This is a genomic window from Mycolicibacterium canariasense, assembly GCF_002101555.1.
GTDB classification, from domain to species: Bacteria; Actinomycetota; Actinomycetes; order Mycobacteriales; family Mycobacteriaceae; genus Mycobacterium; species Mycobacterium canariasense.
The window spans coordinates 36731-57585 of record NZ_LQOL01000080.1; the positions used below are offsets into that span (position 1 = coordinate 36731).

General features: G+C 68.6%; 18 protein-coding genes and 1 pseudogene. 8 read left to right on the forward strand and 11 right to left on the reverse strand.

The window, feature by feature from the left end; translation table 11 throughout:
* Nucleotides 1–151 precede the first annotated feature (151 nt).
* The 5 genes from pgl to tkt are packed head-to-tail and all read right to left on the reverse strand — an operon-like array spanning nt 152 to nt 6576.
* Nucleotides 152–880: a 6-phosphogluconolactonase gene (gene pgl, locus AWB94_RS27300; RefSeq protein ID WP_062655529.1), complete on the reverse strand. Its 729-nt coding sequence runs from the start codon at nt 878–880 to the stop codon at nt 152–154.
* Nucleotides 873–1784, reverse strand: coding sequence for a glucose-6-phosphate dehydrogenase assembly protein OpcA (gene opcA / locus AWB94_RS27305; protein WP_062655528.1), 912 nt, complete (start codon nt 1782–1784; stop codon nt 873–875). The genes pgl and opcA overlap by 8 nt, the downstream gene beginning before the upstream one ends.
* 22 nt (nt 1785–1806) lie before the next feature.
* Nucleotides 1807–3354, reverse strand: a complete 1548-nt coding sequence (zwf, locus tag AWB94_RS27310) for a glucose-6-phosphate dehydrogenase (protein WP_062655527.1) — start codon at nt 3352–3354, stop codon at nt 1807–1809.
* Entirely contained in the window at nt 3351–4466 is a 1116-nt protein-coding gene (tal, locus tag AWB94_RS27315; protein WP_062655526.1) for a transaldolase, read from the reverse strand. The genes zwf and tal overlap by 4 nt, the downstream gene beginning before the upstream one ends.
* Before the next feature lie 16 nt (nt 4467–4482).
* Entirely contained in the window at nt 4483–6576 is a 2094-nt protein-coding gene (tkt, locus tag AWB94_RS27320; protein ID WP_062655525.1) for a transketolase, read from the reverse strand.
* Between the two features lie 204 nt (nt 6577–6780).
* On the opposite strand from tkt, the gene AWB94_RS27325 reads away from it, so the two are divergent.
* The 3 genes and pseudogenes from AWB94_RS27325 (at nt 6781) to AWB94_RS27335 (ending at nt 9602) form a co-directional block, all read left to right on the forward strand.
* Nucleotides 6781–7713, forward strand: coding sequence for a heme o synthase (locus tag AWB94_RS27325; RefSeq protein ID WP_062655524.1), 933 nt, complete (start codon nt 6781–6783; stop codon nt 7711–7713).
* Between the two features lie 10 nt (nt 7714–7723).
* Complete coding sequence (locus tag AWB94_RS27330) at nt 7724–8668, forward strand: DUF1254 domain-containing protein (RefSeq protein WP_062655523.1); 945 nt, start codon at nt 7724–7726, stop codon at nt 8666–8668.
* Between the two features lie 94 nt (nt 8669–8762).
* A pseudogene (locus AWB94_RS27335) lies at nt 8763–9602 on the forward strand (hypothetical protein).
* A gap of 71 nt (nt 9603–9673) precedes the next feature.
* On the opposite strand, the gene AWB94_RS27340 reads toward AWB94_RS27335, so the two are convergent.
* Complete coding sequence (locus AWB94_RS27340; protein ID WP_062655522.1) at nt 9674–10648, reverse strand: quinone oxidoreductase family protein; 975 nt, start codon at nt 10646–10648, stop codon at nt 9674–9676.
* A gap of 18 nt (nt 10649–10666) precedes the next feature.
* On the opposite strand from AWB94_RS27340, the gene AWB94_RS27345 reads away from it, so the two are divergent.
* On the forward strand, nt 10667–11623 hold the full coding sequence (locus AWB94_RS27345; RefSeq protein ID WP_062655590.1) for an ATP-grasp domain-containing protein: 957 nt from the start codon (nt 10667–10669) through the stop codon (nt 11621–11623).
* Here AWB94_RS27345 and AWB94_RS27350 read toward each other — a convergent pair.
* The 5 genes from AWB94_RS27350 to mptB are packed head-to-tail and all read right to left on the reverse strand — an operon-like array spanning nt 11558 to nt 16594.
* A complete protein-coding gene (locus tag AWB94_RS27350) occupies nt 11558–12529 on the reverse strand; it encodes a COX15/CtaA family protein (RefSeq protein ID WP_062655521.1) in 972 nt (323 codons plus the stop codon). The genes AWB94_RS27345 and AWB94_RS27350 overlap by 66 nt on opposite strands.
* A 47-nt stretch (nt 12530–12576) precedes the next feature.
* Entirely contained in the window at nt 12577–13266 is a 690-nt protein-coding gene (locus AWB94_RS27355; RefSeq protein ID WP_062655520.1) for a DUF429 domain-containing protein, read from the reverse strand.
* A gap of 6 nt (nt 13267–13272) precedes the next feature.
* Complete coding sequence (locus tag AWB94_RS27360) at nt 13273–14046, reverse strand: ABC transporter permease (protein ID WP_062655519.1); 774 nt, start codon at nt 14044–14046, stop codon at nt 13273–13275.
* Nucleotides 14043–14978, reverse strand: a complete 936-nt coding sequence (locus tag AWB94_RS27365; RefSeq protein WP_062655518.1) for an ABC transporter ATP-binding protein — start codon at nt 14976–14978, stop codon at nt 14043–14045. The genes AWB94_RS27360 and AWB94_RS27365 overlap by 4 nt, the downstream gene beginning before the upstream one ends.
* Nucleotides 14975–16594 (reverse strand): polyprenol phosphomannose-dependent alpha 1,6 mannosyltransferase MptB, encoded by a 1620-nt coding sequence (mptB, locus tag AWB94_RS27370; protein WP_062655517.1) that lies wholly within the window; start codon nt 16592–16594, stop codon nt 14975–14977. Before mptB ends, AWB94_RS27365 begins: the two co-directional genes overlap by 4 nt.
* 51 nt (nt 16595–16645) lie before the next feature.
* Here mptB and AWB94_RS27375 point away from each other — a divergent pair, with 51 nt between their 5' ends.
* Genes AWB94_RS27375 through sufC form a run of 4 tightly spaced genes read left to right on the forward strand, consistent with a single transcriptional unit; the run spans nt 16646 to nt 20854 of the window.
* Nucleotides 16646–17452, forward strand: coding sequence for a helix-turn-helix transcriptional regulator (locus AWB94_RS27375; RefSeq protein ID WP_272937619.1), 807 nt, complete (start codon nt 16646–16648; stop codon nt 17450–17452).
* A complete protein-coding gene (gene sufB, locus AWB94_RS27380) occupies nt 17449–18879 on the forward strand; it encodes a Fe-S cluster assembly protein SufB (protein WP_062655516.1) in 1431 nt (476 codons plus the stop codon). The genes AWB94_RS27375 and sufB overlap by 4 nt, the downstream gene beginning before the upstream one ends.
* On the forward strand, nt 18879–20078 hold the full coding sequence (gene sufD / locus AWB94_RS27385; protein ID WP_062655515.1) for a Fe-S cluster assembly protein SufD: 1200 nt from the start codon (nt 18879–18881) through the stop codon (nt 20076–20078). Before sufB ends, sufD begins: the two co-directional genes overlap by 1 nt.
* On the forward strand, nt 20075–20854 hold the full coding sequence (gene sufC, locus AWB94_RS27390; RefSeq protein ID WP_062655514.1) for a Fe-S cluster assembly ATPase SufC: 780 nt from the start codon (nt 20075–20077) through the stop codon (nt 20852–20854). The genes sufD and sufC overlap by 4 nt, the downstream gene beginning before the upstream one ends.
* Nucleotide 20855: the final 1 nt, after the last annotated feature.

Consider the following 20855-nt stretch of genomic DNA (forward strand, 5'->3'; position numbering starts at 1 on the left):
CTCGGCGGGGGATGCTGCGTCTGAACGGAGATGAGCCATTCATGCACATTCCGCTGGCGGGACGAGTTACCGACGGGCGAAGCGGCAGCCGAGTACCTGGCCGGTTACCGCGATGCGCACTCCGACGCCGCGCCGCGCGCCGAGTGAGCCGTCACAGCTTGGCGGCGGCCGCCTCGTCGAGCAGCCACACCGTCTTCTCCTTGCCCGCGGCTCCGGCCGCCGGAACGTCGACCGGGGCGGCGCCGCCGAGCGCCGCGGCGACGGCTTCGGCCTTCTCCGAACCGGCGACCACCAGCCACACCTCGCGGGCACGCGCCACGGCGGGCAAGGTCAAGGTGATCCGCCGGGGCGGCGGCTTGGGCGAGTCGGTCACCGCGACGACGAGCCGGCTGGTTTCCCGAACCGCAGGCGTGTCGGGGAACAACGAGTTGATGTGCCCCTCACCGCCCATGCCCAGCAGGTGCACGTCGAATTCGGCGGGCAGCAGTTCCTCGTATGCCGCGGCGGCGGCGTCGATATCGTCGCCGAACTCGCCGTCGCTGGCCGCCATGGCGTGCACATTTGCCGCCGGGATGTCGATGCTCTCCAGCAGCGCCTCACGGGCCTGCTTGACATTGCGGTCGTCGTCGGCGGCGGGCACGAAACGCTCGTCACCCCAGAACAACTGGACGTTCGACCAGTCGATCTCGGTGCTGAATCCGGCGACGTGGCGCAGCAGCGCGATCCCGACCGTCCCGCCGGTCAACACGATCGCTGCCTCGCCGCGGTTCGCGATCGCCGAGGTGATGGCGCCCACCAGCCGGGCGCCGGCGGCCGCGGCCAATTCGGCTGCGTCGAGGTAGGTTTCGGTCACCCGCTCGGGCTGGTTGTGATCAGACATAGGCCACCTTGTCGATTCCCTGCAGTGCTTCCAGATAGATCTCGTCGGCATCCAGCCGGCGCATGTCCTCGGCCAGACAGTCCCGGGTTTCCCTGCGCGCCAACGGAATCTGCGCGTCGGGGCGCCCGGTGCGGGTCAGGGTCGCGGTCACGCCGGTCTGCGGGCGGCTCAGCACGATGGTCTCGCTCGCCCGGGTCAGTTCGACCTTGAGGTCACCGACCGCACGGGACACCGGGCAGTCCAGCCGGCCGGCCAACCAGCCGGCCAGGATGTCCAGGGCCGGTTCTTCTTTCAGCCCCGACACCAGCACCGAGGTGATCGGCTCGTAAGGCGCCTGATCCAGCGTGGCGGCCAGCAGCGCCCGCCAATAGGTGATGCGGCTCCAGGCCAGGTCGGTGTCACCGGGGGTGTATCCGGCCAGCCGGCTCTTGATACACGCCAACGGGTCCTCGCCGTTGGTGGCATCGGTGATGCGCCGGATCGCCAGCTTGCCCAGCGGGTCCTGCGCGGGCACCCGCGGCGCCAGATCCGGCCACCACGTCACCACCGGGGTGTCGGGCAGCAGGAACGGGATCACCACGCTGCCGGCATGGTTGGCCAGCGGTCCGGACAGCCGCAGCACCACCACCTCGTTGGCACCCGCGTCGCGACCCACCCGCAGCTGGGCGTCCAACCGTGCTTCGGTGGTCAGCCGGTCACCCGGGATGACGACGATGACGCGACAAGGATGCTCGCGGCTGGCCGCGTTGGCCGCCTCGATCGACTCCTCCAGCAGCGACTCGCTGTCGGGAGCGACCACCAGCGTCAGCACCCGGCCGAGCGTGATGGCACCACCCTCTTCGCGCAGCGCGACGATCTTCTTGTTGATGGCACCGGTATTGGTATCGGGCAGATCGACGATCACGACTGGGCTCCTTCTCGCATCATCACGGCCGCCGCCATTCCCGGCCGGTCCGCCGCAACATCTCGAACGCCGAATCGGGGCCCCACGTCCCGGACTCGTACGGGTCCGGCTTTCCGTGCGTCGCCCAGTACTCCAGCGCGGGATCGAGGATCTTCCAGGACAATTCGACCTCGGCGTTGACCGGGAACAGTGACGGCTCACCCAGCAACACGTCGAGGATCAGCCGTTCGTAGGCCTCCGGCGACTCCTCGGCGAACGCCGAACCGTAGGAGAAGTCCATGCTGACATCGCGGACCTCCATGATGTGCCCGGGCACCTTGGACCCGAACCGCAGCGTGATGCCCTCGTCCGGCTGCACCCGGATCACCAGGGCGTTCTGGCCCAGCTCGTCGGTCATGGTGGCGTCGAACGGCAGGTGCGGTGCCCGCTTGAACAACAGCGCGATCTCGGTCACCCTGCGGCCCAATCGTTTTCCGGTACGCAGATAGAACGGCACCCCGGCCCACCGGCGGGTGTCCACCTCCAGCGTGATGGCCGCGAACGTCTCGGTGGTCGAGGTCTGCGAGAAGCCCTCCTCGTCCAACAAGCCGACGACCTTCTCGCCACCCTGCCAGCCTGCGACGTACTGCCCACGTGAGGTGGTCTCCTCCAGCGGCTCAACCAGTTTCGTCGCCGACAGCACCTTGATCTTCTCGGCCTGCAGCTCGGCGGGGGAGAAGCTCACCGGCTCCTCCAGCGCCGTCAGCGCCAGCAGCTGCAGCAGGTGGTTCTGGATGACGTCCCGGGCCGCCCCGACCCCGTCGTAGTAGCCGCCGCGACCACCCAGGCCGATGTCCTCGGCCATGGTGATCTGCACACTGTCGACGTAGTGCGAGTTCCACACCGGCTCGAACAATTCGTTGGCGAACCGCAACGCGAGGATGTTCTGGACCGTCTCCTTGCCCAGGTAGTGATCGATGCGGAACACCGAGGACTCCGGGAACACGCTGTTGACGACGGCGTTGAGTTCCTCGGCGCTCTTGAGGTCATGCCCGAACGGCTTCTCGATCACCACCCGACTCCAGCTACCTTCGGGCTTCTCGGCCAGCCCGGACTTCGACAGCTGTTCGCACACCTGGGGGAACGCCTTCGGCGGGATGGACAGGTAGAACGCGTGGTTGCCGCTGGTGCCGCGCTCGGCGTCCAGCTTGTGCAAGGTGTCCTTCAGCCGCTCGAACGACGCCTCGTCGTCGAATGTGCCCTGGACGAACCGGAATCCCTCGGCCAGCCGGTCCCACACCTCCTGGCGGAACGGGGTGCGGGCATGCTGCTGGACCGCTTCGTAGACGATCTTGCCGAAATCCTCGTCCGCCCAATCACGCCGGGCGAACCCGACCAGCGCGAAACTGGGCGGCAGCAGGCCGCGGTTGGCCAGGTCGTAGATCGCCGGCATCAGCTTCTTGCGGGCCAGGTCGCCGGTGACGCCGAAGATCACCACCGCACATGGTCCCGCAATTCGGGGCATCCGCTTGTCGCGCTTGTCCCGCAACGGGTTGTGCCAGACGGGACCTGTGGCGGTGGTGGGGCTCATCGCTTCGCGGCGTCCAGCTGTCCCTGGGTGGCCTCGAGCAGTTCGCCCCAGGATTTCTCGAACTTGTCGACGCCTTCGTTCTCCAGCACCAGGAACACGTCGGTGAGGTCGATGCCGATGTCCGACAGCTTGTCGAAGACCTGCTGCGCGGCCTCGGCGGTACCGGTGACGGTGTCCCCGGTGATCACGCCGTGATCGGCGACGGCTTCCAGTGTCTTCTCCGGCATGGTGTTCACCGTGTTGGCGGCGACCAGTTCGGTGACGTACAGGGTGTCGGAGTAGTCCGGGTTCTTGACGCCGGTGGAGGCCCACAGCGGCCGCTGGACGCGGGCACCGGATTCCTTGAGCGTGGCGAACCGCTCACCGCCGAACACCTCTTCGTAGGCGGCGTAGGCCAACCGGGCGTTGGCCACACCGGCCTGCCCGCGCAGGGCCAGGGCCTCCGCGGAGCCGAGCTTGTCCAGCCGGGCGTCGATCTCGGTGTCCACCCGGGAGACGAAGAACGAAGCGACGGAGTGGATCTTGGACAGGTCGTGGCCCGCCTCCTTGGCCTTCGCCAGACCCTCCAGGTAGGCGTCCATCACCGCGCGATGCCGCTCCACCGAGAAGATCAGGGTGACGTTGACCGAGATGCCCTCGGCGATCACCGCGGTGATGGCGGGCAGACCGGCGAGCGTGGCCGGGATCTTGATGAGCAGGTTGGGCCGGTCGACGATCTTCCAGAGCTCGATGGCCTGCAGGATCGTCTTGTCGGTGTCGTGCGCCAGCCGCGGGTCGACCTCGATCGAGACCCGGCCGTCCACCCCGCCGGAGGCCTCGTAGGTCTTCGCGAACAGGTCGCACGCGTTGCGCACGTCGTCGGTGGTCACCGTGCGGATGGTGGCGTCGACGTCGGCGCCGCGCTCGGCAAGCTCCTTGATCTGACCGTCGTAGGCGTCGCCCTTGGACAGCGCCGCCTGGAAGATCGACGGGTTGGTGGTGACGCCCACGACGCTGCGGGTGTCGATCAGGTTCTGCAGGTTGCCGGTCTGCAACCGGTCCCGGGACAGGTCGTCGAGCCATACGGATACGCCCGCGGCGCTCAGCGCTGCGAGGTTCGGGTTCTGAGTCATGTTCGCTTGCCTTTACCTAGTTTTCGAGTGAGCGTTCTGCGGCGGCGACGACGGCCTCAGCGGTGAAGCCGAACTCGCGGAACAGCGTCTTGTCATCTGCCGACTCGCCGTAATGCTCGATCGAGATGATCTCGCCGGTGTCGCCGACCAGCTTGTGCCACGGCTGCGCGATCCCGGCCTCGACCGCGACACGTGCCGAGACGTCCGGCGGGAGCACCGAGTCGCGGTACTCCTTGGGCTGGGATTCGAACCACTCCACACACGGCATCGACACCACGTAGGCGACGATGTCCTTCTCGGCCAACAGCTTCCGTGCCTCGACCGCCAACTGCAGCTCGGAGCCGGTCGCGATGATGATCACGTCGGCGTCGTCGGCGGGATTGCCGCCGCCGAGCACGTAGCCACCCCGGGCCACCCCGTCGGAGTCGGTGCCCTCCAGCACTGGGATGCCCTGTCGGGTCAGGATGAAACCGACCGGGCCGCTCCCGTTGCCGCGGGCGATGATGCTGCGCCAGGCGTAGGCGGTCTCGTTCGGGTCACCGGGACGCACCACCGAGAGATTCGGGATGGCGCGCAGCGCGGCCAGGTGCTCGATCGGCTGATGGGTGGGGCCGTCCTCACCGAGGCCGATCGAGTCGTGGGTCCAGATGTAGATGGTGTCGATGTCCATCAGGGACGCCAACCGGACCGCCGGGCGCATGTAATCGGAGAACTGCAGGAACGTTCCGCCGAACGCGCGCGTCGGGCCGTGCAACACGATGCCGGACAGGATCGAGCCCATCGCATGCTCGCGGATACCGAAGTGCAGCACGCGGCCATACCAGTCGGCGGTGTAGTCCGATGTCGAGATCGACGGCGGGCCGAACGACTTCACGCCGTTGATCGTGGTGTTGTTGCTGCCGGCGAGATCGGCTGAGCCACCCCACAATTCGGGCAACTTCGGCGCGACGTCGTTGAGCACCTTGCCGAACGCGGCGCGGGTGGCCAGCGGCTTGGAGCCCGGCTCCCAGTAGGTCAGGTCGGCATCCCAGCCCTCGGGCAGTTCCTGGGCCAGCAGCCGGTCCAGCAGCTTCTTGCGCTCGGGCTCACGCTCGGCCCAGGCGTCGAAACCGGTCTGCCATTTCTGGTGGGCTTCCCGGCCGCGGTCGACCAGCTTGCGGGTGTGCTCGATGACCTCGGGGCGCACCTCGAACTTCTTGTCCGGGTCGAAGCCCAGCACCTTCTTGGTGGCGGCTACCTCGTCGTCGCCCAGGGCCGACCCGTGCACGCCGCCGGTGTTCATCTTGGTGGGCGCCGGGTAGCCGATGATGGTCCGCAGCGCGATGAAGGACGGCTTGTCGGTGACCTTCTTGGCCTCCTCGATGGCCGCTTCGATTCCGGCGACGTTCTCGCCGCCCTCGACCTCCTGGACATGCCAGCCGTAGGCACGGTAGCGGGCCGCTACGTCCTCGCTGAGCGCGATATCGGTGTCGTGCTCGATGGAGATGTGGTTCTTGTCGTAGAAGACGATGAGGTTGCCGAGCTGCTGGGTGCCCGCCAGTGAGGAGGCCTCGCTGGTGACGCCTTCCTCGATGTCACCGTCGGAGGCGATCACGTAGATGAAGTGGTCGAACGGGCTGGTGCCGGGCGCGGCGTCGGGGTCGAACAGGCCACGCTCGTACCGGGCGGCCATCGCCATGCCGACGGCCGATGCCAGACCCTGGCCCAGCGGTCCGGTGGTGATCTCCACACCCTTGGTGTGCCGGAACTCCGGATGCCCGGGGGTCTTGGACTTCCACGTCCGCAGCGACTCGATGTCGTCGAGCTCCAGGCCGAAACCGCCCAGGTACAGCTGCAGGTACAGCGTCAGGCTGGAGTGCCCGCAGGACAGCACGAACCGGTCCCGGCCCAGCCAGTGCACGTCGCTGGGGTCATGGCGCAGTTGGCGCTGGAACAGCGTGTAGGCCAGCGGGGCCAAGCTCATTGCGGTGCCCGGATGGCCGTTACCGACCTTCTGCACCGCGTCGGCCGCCAGAACGCGCACGGTGTCGACGGCGAGTGAGTCGAGGTCCGTCCAGTCGTCCGGGTGGTTGGGGCGGGTGAGGGCGGAAATCTCCTCGGTGGTGGTCACTACGCGTGCTCCTAGCGTCTGCGAGATCAGCTGCTTGTTCCTCTAAAACACCCTAGTAGGAGCGACTCATCCGCGGCAGACCGGTTGGTGCACGTTTACTTCTCCGTTCACCGGAATTGACCCTGCGGTGTCGGGCTCACAGACCCGCGGTCTACCATCGTCTGTAGTAGAAGCCCGCGTGACGCTGCCCGAGGAGTTATTTGCGTGAGCATTCGCGAGCGCCGGTCAGCTAGCGCAGCACCCAGTCGGATCCGTTCGACGTTTTTGGCTTATCTGGCACTGACCAAGCCGCGCGTGATCGAGCTGTTGCTGGTGACGGCGATCCCGGCCATGTTGCTGGCCGACCGCGGCACCGTCGATCCGCTGCTGATCGTCAACACGTTGATCGGCGGCATGATGGCTGCCGCCGGCGCCAACACCCTCAACTGTGTCGCCGACGCCGATATCGACAAGGTGATGAAGCGGACCGCGCTGCGGCCGCTGGCCCGTGCCTCGGTCCCGACCCGGCACGCGCTGATCTTCGGTCTGGTGCTCTCGGCCGGCTCCTTCGCCTGGTTGTGGTGGACCACCAACCTGCTCTCCGGCGTGCTGGGCCTGGTCACCATCGCGTTCTACGTCTTCGTGTACACGCTGCTGCTCAAGCGGCGCACATCGCAGAACGTGGTGTGGGGCGGAGCCGCCGGCTGCATGCCGGTGATGATCGGCTGGTCGGCGGTGACCGGCACCATCGGATGGCCGGCGCTGGTGATGTTCGCGATCATCTTCTTCTGGACGCCGCCGCACACCTGGGCGCTGGCCATGCGCTACAAGGACGACTACAAGGCGGCCGGGGTGCCGATGCTGCCGGCGGTGGCCACCGAACGGCAGGTGACCCGCCAGATCCTGATCTACACCTGGCTGACGGTGCTCACGACGCTGGCGCTGACCCTGGCCACCGGCTGGCTGTACGCGTCGGTGGCGCTGCTGGCCGGGGTGTGGTTCCTGGTGATGGCACACCAGCTGTACGCCGGCGTGAAGCGCGGCGAGCCGGTGAAGCCGCTGCGGTTGTTCCTGCAGTCCAACAACTATTTGGCCGTGGTGTTCTGCGCGCTGGCCATCGACTCCGCGCTGGCCCTGCCGACCTTGCTGGGGCGCTAGATTCCTCGGCATGAGCCGACTGGTCAGCCCCGACAACTTCGCCCGTGCCGAATCGGACGGCTACTTCTCACGCATCGCGGCCGGCGGCGGTTTCGGGCAGTTCCTGCATTTTCGCGAGCTCTCCCCGGTGGACGACCAGGTGGTGATCCGGCAGAACCGCGACACCCTGTACTCGGCGGCCGTCTTCGACCTGGACGCCGGCGACGTGACGATCACCCTGCCGGACAGCGCCGGCCGGTTCATGTCGGTGCAGATCATCAACGAGGACCACTACACCGTGGAGGTGGCCTACGCGCCGGCCGTGGTCATCCTGTCGCGCGATGTGGTGGGCACCCGGTACGTGCTGGCCGCCGCGCGCACCCTCGTCGACCCGAACGAGGCCGCGGATCTGCCCGCCGTGCACGCCCTGCAGGACGCCATCGAGGTGACCCAGCCGGAGCCGGGCCGCTTCGAGATCCCGGACTGGGATCCGGTGACGCAGAAGACCGTGCGCGACGCGTTGATCACGCTGTCGACGACGCTGACCGACTCGACGCGGACCTTCGGCGCCCGGGACGAGGTGGACCCGGTGCATCACCTGATCGGCACGGCCTTCGCGTGGGGCGGTAACCCCGAACGCGATGCGCTGTACCTCACGGTGATCCCGCCGGCCAACGACGGTGCCACAGTGCACCGGCTGACCGTGAAAGACGTTCCGGTGGACGGCTTCTGGTCGGTCACCGTGTACAACGAAGAGGGCTATCTGGAGCCGAACCCGCAAAACACGTATTCGGTGAACAATGTCACAGCCGTCGCGGACGCCGACGGTGCCGTCACCGTCCAGTTCGGCGGCGACGGTGCGCCCAACGTGCTGCCGATCACCGCGGGCTGGAACTACCTGGTGCGGCTGTACCGGCCCCGGCCGGAGATCCTGGACGGGTCCTGGACGTTCCCGGCGGCGGCGCCCGTTCGCTGACACCGAGACTGAAACCAGGGACGGATTCCGGGCCGGATCGATCCCTGGCTTCAGTCTCGGTGGGCGTGTCGGTGCGCCGTGCCACCATCCGCGGGTGGGGGTTTTCATCGGCAGTGAGGAGCTGGCCGCAGGCCGGGTGACCCGCTATGACCTGCGGCGTCGTTACCGACGACTGTTCCCCGACGTGTACGGGCCGGACAGCCCGACATTGCTCGACCGCGCCAGGGCCGCCTGGTTGTGGTCGGGGCGGCGCGGTGTCGTCTCCGGCGTCGCGGCGTCCGGATTGCTCGGTGCGCGGTGGGTGCCGACCGACACCGCGATCGAAATGCTCTGGCGCAACACACATCCGCCGACGGGGTTGATCCTGCGCAACGAAGCGTACTCGCGCGACGAGGTGACGACCTTCGGTGGCGTGCCCGTCACCACCCGGGCACGGACCCTGTTCGATCTGGGCAGGCACCTCCCGCGTGACGAGGCGGTGGCGCGGATGGACGCGTTGTCGTAGACGTGGCGGGTCACCGTCGACGACGTCGCGCCGTTGATCGCCCGGTATCCCGCCTGCCGCGGGGCCCGCTCGCTGCGGACCGCGTTGGCGCTGGCCGACGGCGGTGCGGAATCGCCCCGTGAGACCTGGCTGCGATTGTTGCTCACCGATGCCGGGCTGGCGCCGGAGGACACCCAGATCGAGGTGTTCGCGGGCACCCGGATGATCGCGAAGGTCGACATGGGTTGGCGGTCGCTGAAGGTCGCGGTGCAGTACGACGGCAGGCATCATCAGACCGAACGCGGTCAGTATGTGCGTGACCGGCGCATCGAGCGCGAATTGCAGGCACTCGACTGGATCGTCATCCGGGTGATCGCCGAGGACAGCGCGGACGACATCGTCGCCAGGGTGGCCGCCGCGCTGGCTCAGCGCCGACGCCGCGCTGCCTGACCGGCACCGAGACTGAAACCAGGGACGAGATTCCGGGCCGAATCGATCCCTGGCTTCAGTCTCGAAGACGCTCAGGGCACCAGCACGATCGAGCCGACCGTCTTGCGGCCCTGCAGGTCGATGTGCGCGCGGGCCGCCTCGGCCAGCGGGTAGCGCTCGCTGACCGTCACCGAGATCGAACCGTCGGCGATCGCGCTGAGCAGTTCACCTGCCCGCCAAGCGAATTCGTCGGCGGTACGGGTGAAGTCGCCCAGCTTCGGGCGGGTCAGGAACACCGAGCCGGCCGCGTTGAGCCGCTGCGGGTCCACCGGTGGCACCGGGCCGCTGGCCGCGCCGAACAACGCCAGGGTGCCGCGCACCGCGAGGCTGGCCAGGCTGGCGTCGAAGGTGGAGGCGCCGACGCCGTCGTACACCGCGGCAACCCCGGCCCCGGCGGTCAGGTCACGGATCGCGGCACCGAACTCGGCCGGATCGTCCGGGTAGTCGAGCACCTCGATCGCGCCGGCCATCCGCGACAGTGCCGCCTTCTCCGGCGTCGACGCCGTGGTGATCACCCGGGTGCCCGTGCTGGTGGCCCACTGGGTGAGAATCAGCCCGACCCCGCCCGCACCGGCATGCACCAGGATGGTGTCCGAGGGCTGCACCGCGTAGACCGACTTGATCAGATAGTGCGCCGTCATGCCTTTCAGCAGGGCCGAGGCCACCGACTCGGGCGCCACTCCGTCGGGCACGTAGGCCACCCGATCGCTCTGGGCCACGCAGTAGTCGGCGTAGGCGCCGTCGGCATCGGCGGTGACCACCCGGTCGCCGATGGCCAGCGCCGCGACATCTTCGCCGACGGCCGCGACGGTGCCGCACACCTCGGTGCCCAGCACGAACGGCAACTCGCGTGGGTAGAGCCCCGACCGGAAATAGGTGTCGATGAAGTTCACCCCGATGGCCTCGGCCTTGATCACCACCTGACCCGGACCCGCGACCGGATCGGGCCTCTCGACGTAGGTGAGGACCTCCGGTCCTCCGGTCTCGGCAACTTCGATGGCATGCATGCCACCTATCATCCACTGGTGAAGTTGGCTCGCCCCGACGTGTTCCACCCGCGCATCGTTTTCGCCGGTTGCGCGGCCCTGCCCCAGGGTGACGGCGACGACGACGGACTCGTCACCGCCCTGCGCCACCGCGGCCTGCACGTGCAGTGGAAATCCTGGGACGACCCGGCGACACTGCAGGCCGATGTCGTGATTCTGCGCGCGGCATGGGATTACGCCGACCGCCTGGACGAGTTCCTGGCCTGGAGCCGGCGGGTGCGGCATCTGCTCAACCCGCCCGAGCTGGTGGCCTGGAGCGCCGACAAGCACTACCTGCTGGACCTGCGGGCCGACGGCGTGCCCGTCGTCCCGACCGCCTACGTCGGCGTCGACGAGGCCGTCGAGATTCCCGCCGGTGAGGTGGTGGTGAAACCGGCGGTCGGAGCCGGCTCGGCCGGGGCGCAGCGGTTCGCCGACGCCACCGCGGCCCGCGCGCACGCCCAGTCATTGCAGGCCCAAGGCCGGCCGGTGCTGGTACAGCCGTTCGACCGGCGGGTCGCGGCGGGGGAGACGGCGCTGGTGTTCCTGAACGGGGAGCCGTCGCACGCGTTCACCAAGGGCCCGCTGCTGCCGCCGCCGGGCAGCGCGCCGGTATTCGAGGAAACCGGCACGTTCGCGGCCGAGACGCTGTCGGCCGCGGATCCCGACGACGCGTTGTGGGACCTGGGGCACGAGGCGGTGGTGTCGGTGGTGCGGCGATTCGGGATGCGCCGCGAGGACCTGCTGTACGCCCGCGTCGACGTGCTCGGCACCGGCGCCGACGATCCCCGGCTGCTGGAACTCGAACTGATCGAGCCGTCACTGGGGTTCCGGCAGCTCGGCGCCGCGGAGAAGGCGCGTGCCGAACGGGATTTCGCGGTGGGCGTCGAGTCAGCCCTGGAGCGGCTGGGGCTGGGACCCCTGTCCCGTCGTGATGGGTCGCATCGAGGCCCATAGCGCGGCGGTGGCGGCGGTGCAGGCCGCGGCGAATGCCACGTGTACCGCGACCAGTGCCGCGGGAACACCGGTGTAGAACTGCACGGCGCCGATCATGCCCTGGGTGGCCACCAGCACCACCAGCACCACCCAGCGGATGCGCACCGCCCGCGGCGCGCTCACGGCCAGCAGGCCGAAACCCAGGCCGATCAGCAGCGCCAGGTAGGCCACCAGCAATGACGAATGGACGTGCACCAGGGTGGTGATCTGCACCTCCAACCGGGGCACCACCCGGTCCAGGCTCTTGTCACCGGCGTGCGGGCCGGCGCCGGTCACCAGCGTGCCGGTGACGAGGATGCCGGACAGCACCACCGCGGACACGAAGGTCAACTGGCGCAAGGGTTTCGCCACCAGTTCGGTGACCACCCCGGTATCGGGTTCACCGATCTTGACGTAGAGCAGCACCGCCAGCCACACCATGACCATCGACGCCAGCAGGTGGATGGCCACCGTCCACCACAGCAGGCCGGTGAGCACGGTGATACCGCCCATCACCGCCTGGGCGACGGTCGAGGCCGGCATCAGCCAGGCGTACACCAGCACCTCGCGGCGGCGCCGGGCCCGGGTCACCGCGAGCACGGCCAGCGCGGCGGTCGCCACCACGCCGAAGGTGAACAGCCGATTGGTGAACTCGACGGCCTGATGCACGATGGCCACCTCGGCATGCGGCACCGGCACGAAACTGCCGGGGAAGCACTGCGGCCAGGTCGGGCAGCCCAGCCCGGAGGCGGTCACCCGGACGATCGCCCCGGTGACCGAGATACCGCCCTGGGTGAGGATGACCAGGAACGCGATGAGCCGCTGGACGCGCAGGCTTGGCATGGGCAGCAGGTCGACGACCTTGAGAAACCACCGACGCAGTGCCACGGCCCGATCGTAGAGCAATGCTAACTACACGCCGTAGTAGGGGCCGCTCAACACCAGATGGCGACGCGTTGCCCGCGCTCGTTGACCCGCGGCGGGTCGGGCACGCTGTAGGCCCGACCGGCCGCGATCCGGGTGGCGCTCCACGCCACCGCCGCCGCGTCCAGGACGTCGTCGGCCGGGACATACGCCGCCGTGCCGAGATCCTCGGGCAGGTCGATACCGTGCGCGGCCAGCACCCGCAGCCGGGCCCGCTGCCCCCGCCAGGTCTTCTTCGTGCCGTCGGCGAACTGCAGGCCCATCTGCTGGAACGACAGTTCCGGGTGCACCTCCCACAGCGGTGCACCGGACCCGTCGTACAGCGCGTTCGCGTCCAGCAGCTTGGCCTTCAGTCCCCACGACTGGATGCTCATGCCCTTGCCCATCAGGCGCCGGCTCAGTGCGCTGGCCGCGGCGTGATGGGGTTGTTCCCAGCACGGCCGCGGCGCGATCTCGAAGATGGTGGACCGTCGCCGGCCGAGCAGCGCGCGGGCGGCCGTATCGGTGCCGCGCGGCCCGGATTCCATCAACCCCAGCGGGATGTCCACCCCGATCGCCGTGGCGGTGCCGATCCGCGCCACCAACTCGGCCAGCCGCTCGGCGATATGGATACCGGCGTAGGCGCCGTCGTTCAGGACCACGCCCACCCAGCCGCCGCGGTAGGCGTCCACGCCGGCGACCGTCGTCAACGACCGGGCCATGACGGTCTAGGTGAAGCGGAACCAGCGCAGCGCGCACAGTGCGGCGACACCGCCCCACACCGCCAGCACGATGATGCCGAACCAGTCCACCGACAGCGTCATCGCCTGGGTGAGCGCCTCGGTGAGCGCGCCCGACGGGGTGAGCCGGGCGATCCAGGCGACGGTGTGCGGCACCAGGCCACCCTCGAGGGTCAGGGCGCCCAGGCCGGCGAAGACGAACCACAGCAGGTTGCCCACCGCCAGCACGATCTCGGCTTTCAGGGTGCCGCCGAGCAGCAGGCCCAGCGCGGCGAACGACGCGGTGCCCAGCGCGATGACCACCGCGCCGAGCAGCAGGCCCAGCACCGCGGGCCGCCAGCCCAACGCAATACCGATGGCGCCCAACAGGATCGACTGCAGGAACACCACGGTGACCACGGCCAGCGATTTGCCGGCGATGATGCCCCACACCGGGAGGGCCGTGGCCCCGAGGCGTTTGAGGGCGCCGTAGCGACGGTCGAAGGCCACCGCGATGGCCTGGCCGGTGAACGCCGTGGAGATGACGGCCAGCGCCATGATCGCGGGTGCGAAGGTGGCCGCCCGGTCGGTGCCGAACGAGCCCAGCGGCATCAGCGTCAGCCCGACGAGCAGGGTGATCGGGATGAACATGGTCAGCAGCAGCTGCTCACCGTTGCGCAACAACAGCTTGAGTTCCAGGCCGTACTGGGCGGTGAGCATCTGGCGCACGCCCGCCGGGCGCGGGTCGGGGGAGAAGGTGCCTGCGGCGAAACGGTTGGTCACGAACGGAGCTCCCGGCCGGTCAGGTCGAGGAAGACGTCCTCGAGGCTGCGCTGTTCGACGCGCATATCGGTGGCCAGCACGTTGAGCCGGGCGCACCACGCGGTGACCGTCGCCAGCACCTGCGGATCGATGTGACCCTCCACCAGGTACTCCCCGGGCGCCCCCTCGCAGGCGCGGTAGGTCTCGGGCAGGGCCGACACCAGCAGCGTGAGGTCCAGTTTGGGCGGTGCGCTGAACCGCAGCTGATTCTCCGCGCCACTGCGCATCAGCTCGGCCGGGGTGCCGGCGGCGACGGTCTTGCCGTGGTCGATGATCACCAGCCGGTCGGCCAGTTCCTCGGCCTCGGTCAGCTGATGGGTGGTCAGCACGACCGTGACACCGTCGCGGCGCAGCGCGTCGATCAGCTCCCACACCACGATGCGGGCGTGCGCGTCCATTCCGGCGGTCGGCTCGTCGAGGAACACCAGTTCCGGGCGGCCCACCACGGCGCAGGCCAACGCCAGGCGTTGCTGCTGCCCGCCGGAGAGCCGGCGGTAGGTGGTGCGGGCGGCGTCGGTCAGTCCGAGGGTGTCCATCAGCCAGCGCGGATCCAGCGGGTTGGCGGCGTAGGAGGCGACCAGGTCGAGCATCTCGCCGGCCCGGGCCGCGGGATAACCGCCGCCACCTTGGAGCATCACCCCGATGCGCTCGCGCACCCGGCTGTTCTCGGCGGCCGGATCCAGGCCCAGGATCTCGATGCTGCCGGCATCGGGCCGCAGGAATCCCTCGCACATCTCCACCGTCGTGGTCTTGCCCGCGCCGTTGGGACCCAGCAGGGCCAGCACCTCGGCGCGGTGGACGTCGAGGTCCAGCTCGGACACCGCGGTGGTGGACCCGTAACGCTTGGTCACGCCGCGCAGGCGCACCGGGGTGGCGGCAGAAGCGGTGGTCACGGGGATTCAGCGTAAGCGGCGGACCTGACCGCGGGTGCGCCGGGCAGGGCACGCCACGGCAGTTGGCGCCAGGTCAGTGCGATCAGCAGCAGCACGATCACGGTGCTGGCGAGGGTGGCGTCCAGAATCTGGAAGAGCGCAAACCGGTCGCCGTTGGCGGTCGGGCCGAAGATGCCCACCACCAGCGTGATCGCGATGGTCGCGCCGCGGAATCCGGGCCGGGTGGCCCAGGTCGCCAGCGGGATGATGGCCCACAGCAGGTACCACGGCTGCACCACCGGGAAGAGCAGCACCGTGGCGCCGAGGGCCACCCCGAGACCGCCGACGGGATGCAGCCGGCCCCGGAACACGGCCAACAACAGCCAGGTCACCAGGATTGCGATGATGATCACACCGATGCCGCGGGTCAGGCCGAGCACGGCGGTGGTGTGGTCGCCCAGCCCCAGCAGGATGCCCACCTGCCCGGTGCCCAGCGCGATCAGCGTCGGCGGGGACATCCAGGACCGCACCACGTTGGCGGTGCCCAGGGTGAACAGCCAGCCGAATCCCAGCCCGCTGGCCCAGCCGATCACCGCCATGACGATCAACGAGATGGCGCCCAGCGAGCAACTGGCCGCCAGGAACGCCTTGACGGTGCCGCCCCAGCGCCACGCCAGTGCCATCGCGACGAACCCGATGGCCAGCAACGACGGCAGCTTGATCTGTGAGGACAGGGCGATCAGTACGGTGCCGAAGACCAACATGCCCAGGGGTTTGGGGGCGATGCGCCAGACACCGGCCCGCACCCCGTCGATCCCGCGCAGCGCGAATTCGGTTCCGGCGAGCATCAATCCGAGCATCGGTGCCTCGTTGTGGATGCCGGCCACCAGATGCATGAACAGCAGCGGGTTGCACGGGCCCAGCCACAGCGCGCTCACCTCGGCCACACCGCAGCGCTGCGCCAGCCGGGGGGTGGCCCAGACGATCAGCCCGACCCCGAGCAGCACCACCAGCCGGTGGCAGAGCACCGCGGCGACGATGTTCTCGCCGGTGAGCGCGGAGATGCCGCGCCCGATCCACAGGAACAGCGGACCGTAGGGCGCCGGGGTTTCGCGCCACAGGCTGGGCACCGACAACGTGAACACGTGGTCCAGCCCGAGCCCCGGCGCGGGACCGATCTTGTACGGGTCCAGCCCGATGCGGGCGATCTGGCTCTGCGCCAGATACGAGTACACGTCCTTGCTGTACATCGGCGGGGCGATGAGCAACGGCAGCGCCCACAACAGCAGGGTGCGGTCCAGCTGGCTGCGCGACATCCGGCGCGGCCCCAGCGCGAAGCGGCCGAGCATGAGCCACGCCAGCGTCATCATCACCGCGCCGGTGGTGGTCATGGTCAGCGACACCGTCTGGATGCGCGACGGCAGGTTCAGCAGGCGCACCCCGAACGTCGGATCCTGCACCACCGGCCGGGCGCCGGCCCCGAGGGCGCCGATGGCCATGAGGACGGTGCCGGTCGCCCCGAAGACCCTGGTCCGACGCAGCGCGAGGACTTCCGCGTCGTTGAGCGGGGAGCCGACGGTTCGCTCGTCGGCATGCCATCGGGCGACCGCCGAACTGAAGGACCCGAGCGCGGTCATCCCAGCAGCGTAGACGGTGGCGCGGTGAGCCCTTACAGAGTTAGGGTGCCCTTGCTGGAACAGCGGGTCGAATTCCGACACAATAGTGTTGTGAAATTAAATCCGGAGGTCTCTGGCGTGGCTACGGCCGTGCCCGCGGCGCTGTCGGATGGTCACACCCCCGAAGGCGATACGCGCAGCGCCATCGTGCAGTTGCTGCTCGAAGGTCCCGTCACCGCCGGCGACATCGGCGAGCGGCTGGGCATCTCGGCCACCGGCGTGCGTCGTCACCTCGACGCCTTGATCGAAGCCGGCGACGCCCAGGCCAGTGCGGCCGCGGCGTGGCAGCACAACGGCCGCGGGCGGCCCGCCAAGCGGTACCGGATCACCGCCGCCGGGCGTGCCAAACTCGACCACGCCTATGACGACCTGGCCGCCGCCGCCATGCGGCAGTTGCGCGAGATCGGCGGTGACGAGGCGGTGCACACGTTCGCCCGGCGCCGCATCGACGGCATCCTCGCCGAGGTGGTGAACGCCCCGCACACCGACGTGGCCGAGACCGCCGACCGGGTGGCCGCCGCGCTCACCAAGGCCGGGTACCGGACCACCACCACACCGGTGGCCGGGCCGCTGCACGGCGTGCAGATCTGTCAGCATCACTGCCCGGTCTCGCATGTCGCCGAGGAGTTCCCGGAGTTGTGCGATGCCGAGCGGCAGGCCTTCGCCGAGATCCTGGGTACCCACGTGCAACGGCTGGCCACCATCGTCAACGGCGACTGCGCCTGCACCACCCACGTTCCATTGGGGCCCGAAGGGCCCACGTCCGTTCGGCCCGCAGCCCGAGCCGAATCCACCACCACACAAGGAGTGTCGCGATGACCCTCACCCCGGAGACCCCGCTGACCCAGGAAGAGACCATTGCGTCCCTGGGTAAGTACGGCTATGGCTGGTCGGACTCCGACGTCGCCGGCGCCAGTGCCCAGCGTGGCCTGAACGAGGCCGTCGTGCGCGACATCTCGGCGAAGAAGAGCGAGCCCGAATGGATGCTGGACATCCGGCTGCGGGCGTTGCGCACCTTCGACAAGAAGCCGATGCCCAACTGGGGTTCCGACCTGGACGGCATCTACTTCGACAACATCAAGTACTTCGTGCGCTCCAGCGAGAAGCAGGCTGCCACCTGGGACGACCTGCCCGCCGACATCAAGAACACCTACGACAAGCTCGGCATCCCGGAGGCGGAGAAGCAGCGCCTGGTCTCCGGTGTCGCCGCCCAGTACGAGTCCGAGGTCGTCTACCACTCGATCCGGGAGGATCTCGAGGCCCAGGGCGTCATCTTCCTGGACACCGACTCCGGTCTGCGCGAGCATCCCGAGCTGTTCAAGAAGTACTTCGGCACCGTGATCCCGGCCGGGGACAACAAGTTCTCCGCGCTGAACACCGCGGTGTGGTCGGGCGGTTCGTTCATCTATGTGCCGCCGGGCGTGCACGTCGACATCCCGCTGCAGGCCTACTTCCGGATCAACACCGAGAACATGGGCCAGTTCGAGCGCACCCTGATCATCGCCGACGAGGGTTCCTACGTGCACTACGTCGAGGGCTGCACGGCGCCGATCTACAAGTCCGACTCGCTGCACTCGGCCGTCGTCGAGATCGTGGTCAAGCCCGGCGCCCGGGTGCGGTACACGACCATCCAGAACTGGTCGAACAATGTCTACAACCTGGTCACCAAGCGGGCCCGCGCCGAGGCCGGCGCCACCATGGAGTGGGTCGACGGCAATATCGGCTCCAAGGTGACGATGAAGTACCCGGCCGTGTGGATGACCGGCGAATACGCCAAGGGCGAGGTGCTCTCGGTGGCGTTCGCCGGCGAGGGGCAGCACCAGGACACCGGCGCCAAGATGCTGCACCTGGCCCCGCACACCTCGAGCAACATCGTGTCCAAGTCGGTGGCGCGCGGTGGTGGCCGCGCCTCCTACCGCGGGCTGGTTCAGGTCAACAAGGGCGCATACGGATCCAAGTCGAGTGTGAAATGCGATGCGCTGCTGGTCGATACGATCAGCCGCAGCGACACCTACCCGTATGTCGACATCCGCGAGGATGACGTCACGATGGGCCACGAGGCCACCGTGTCGAAGGTCTCCGAGGATCAGCTGTTCTACCTGATGAGTCGCGGGATGACCGAGGACGAGGCGATGGCCATGGTGGTGCGTGGGTTCGTCGAGCCGATCGCCAAGGAACTCCCGATGGAGTACGCGCTCGAACTCAACCGGCTGATCGAACTCCAGATGGAAGGCGCGGTCGGCTAGTGAGTGATCTGACAACCGCGGTCGAAGGTGGCCGCAAGTCCGGCTCGGCGCTGAACGCCAACAAGGGCGAGCAGTTCGCCTCGTTCGACGTCGACGCGTTCGAGGTGCCCGCCGGTCGCGACGAGTTGTGGCGGTTCACCCCGCTGAAGCGCCTTCGCGGCCTGCACGACGGCTCGGCGCCCGCGACGGGCTCCGCGCTGATCGAGGTCACCGAGCGTCCCGGCGTGACCGTCGAGAGCGTCCAGCGCGGCGACGAACGGCTCGGCCAGGGCGGGGTGCCCGCGGATCGGGTTGCCGCCCAAGCGTTCTCGTCGTTCTCGCGGGCGACCGTCGTGACCGTCGGGCGCAACACCGTGGTGGACGAGCCCATCGAGATCACCGTCAGCGGGCCCGGCGCGGGCGCGACCGCCTACGGACACCTGCAGATCCGCGTCGAGGAGCTGGGTGAGGCGGTGGTGGTCATCGACCACCGCGGCAGCGGAACCTATGCCGACAACGTCGAATTCGTGCTCGGCGACGCCGCGCAGCTCAAGGTGGTGTCCATCGCCGACTGGGCCGACGACGCCGTGCACGTCACCATGCATCACGCCGCGCTCGGCAAGGACGCGGTGTTCCGGCACTTCAACGTGACCCTCGGTGCCGAGATCACGCGGCTGACCGGGCGGGTACGGTTCGACGCACCCGGTGGCGACGCCGAACTGCTCGGCGTGTACTTCGCCGACGACGGCCAGCACCTGGAGTCGCGGCTGCTGGTCGACCACGCCCAACCCAACTGTCGGTCGCACGTCACGTACAAGGGTGCGCTACAAGGCGATCCGTCCACCGACAAACCCGACACCCACACCGTCTGGGTCGGCGACGTGCTGATCCGCGCCGAGGCCACCGGGACCGACACCTACGAGGTGAACCGCAACCTGGTGCTGACCGACGGCGCCCGCGCGGATTCGGTACCCAATCTGGAGATCGAGACCGGCGAGATCGTCGGCGCCGGGCACGCCAGCGCCACCGGGCGCTTCGACGACGAGCAGCTGTTCTACCTGCGGGCCCGCGGTATCCCGGAGGACCAGGCCCGGCGTCTGGTGGTGCGCGGCTTCTTCGGCGAACTGATCGGCAAGATCTCCGTGCCCGCGGTCCGGGACCGCCTCACCGCAGCCATCGAACACGAACTTGAACTGACCGAAGGAAAGATCCGCTCATGACCACCCTCACCATCACCGACCTGCACGTCAGCGTCAACGCACCGGACGGGGAGGAGATCCCGATCCTCAAGGGCGTCAACCTCACCGTGAAATCCGGGGAGACGCACGCGGTGATGGGCCCCAACGGTTCTGGCAAGTCGACGCTGTCCTACGCCATCGCCGGGCATCCCAAATACACCGTCACGTCGGGGTCGATCACCCTCGACGGTGCGGACGTCCTGGAGATGAGCATCGACGAACGCGCCCGCGCGGGGCTGTTCCTGGCCATGCAGTACCCGGTCGAGGTGCCCGGTGTGTCGATGTCGAACTTCCTGCGCACCGCCGCGACCGCCGTACGCGGCGAGGCGCCCAAGCTGCGGCACTGGGTCAAAGAGGTCAAGGCCGCCATGTCGGATCTGGACATCGACCCGGCGTTCGGCGAGCGCAGCGTCAACGAGGGTTTCTCCGGTGGCGAGAAGAAGCGCCACGAGATCCTGCAGCTGGGCCTGCTCAAGCCGAAGATCGCCATCCTGGACGAGACCGACTCCGGTCTGGACGTCGACGCGCTGCGCATCGTGAGTGAGGGTGTGAACCGCTACAAGGAGACCGAGAACGGCGGTGTCCTGCTGATCACGCACTACACCCGCATCCTGCGTTACATCAAGCCGCAGTTCGTGCACGTCTTCTTCGACGGACGCATCGTCACCTCCGGCGGCCCGGAGCTGGCCGACGAGCTCGAAGAGAACGGATACGAGCGCTTCACCCAGGCCGCCGATCAGGCACACGCCGGGGCTTAGC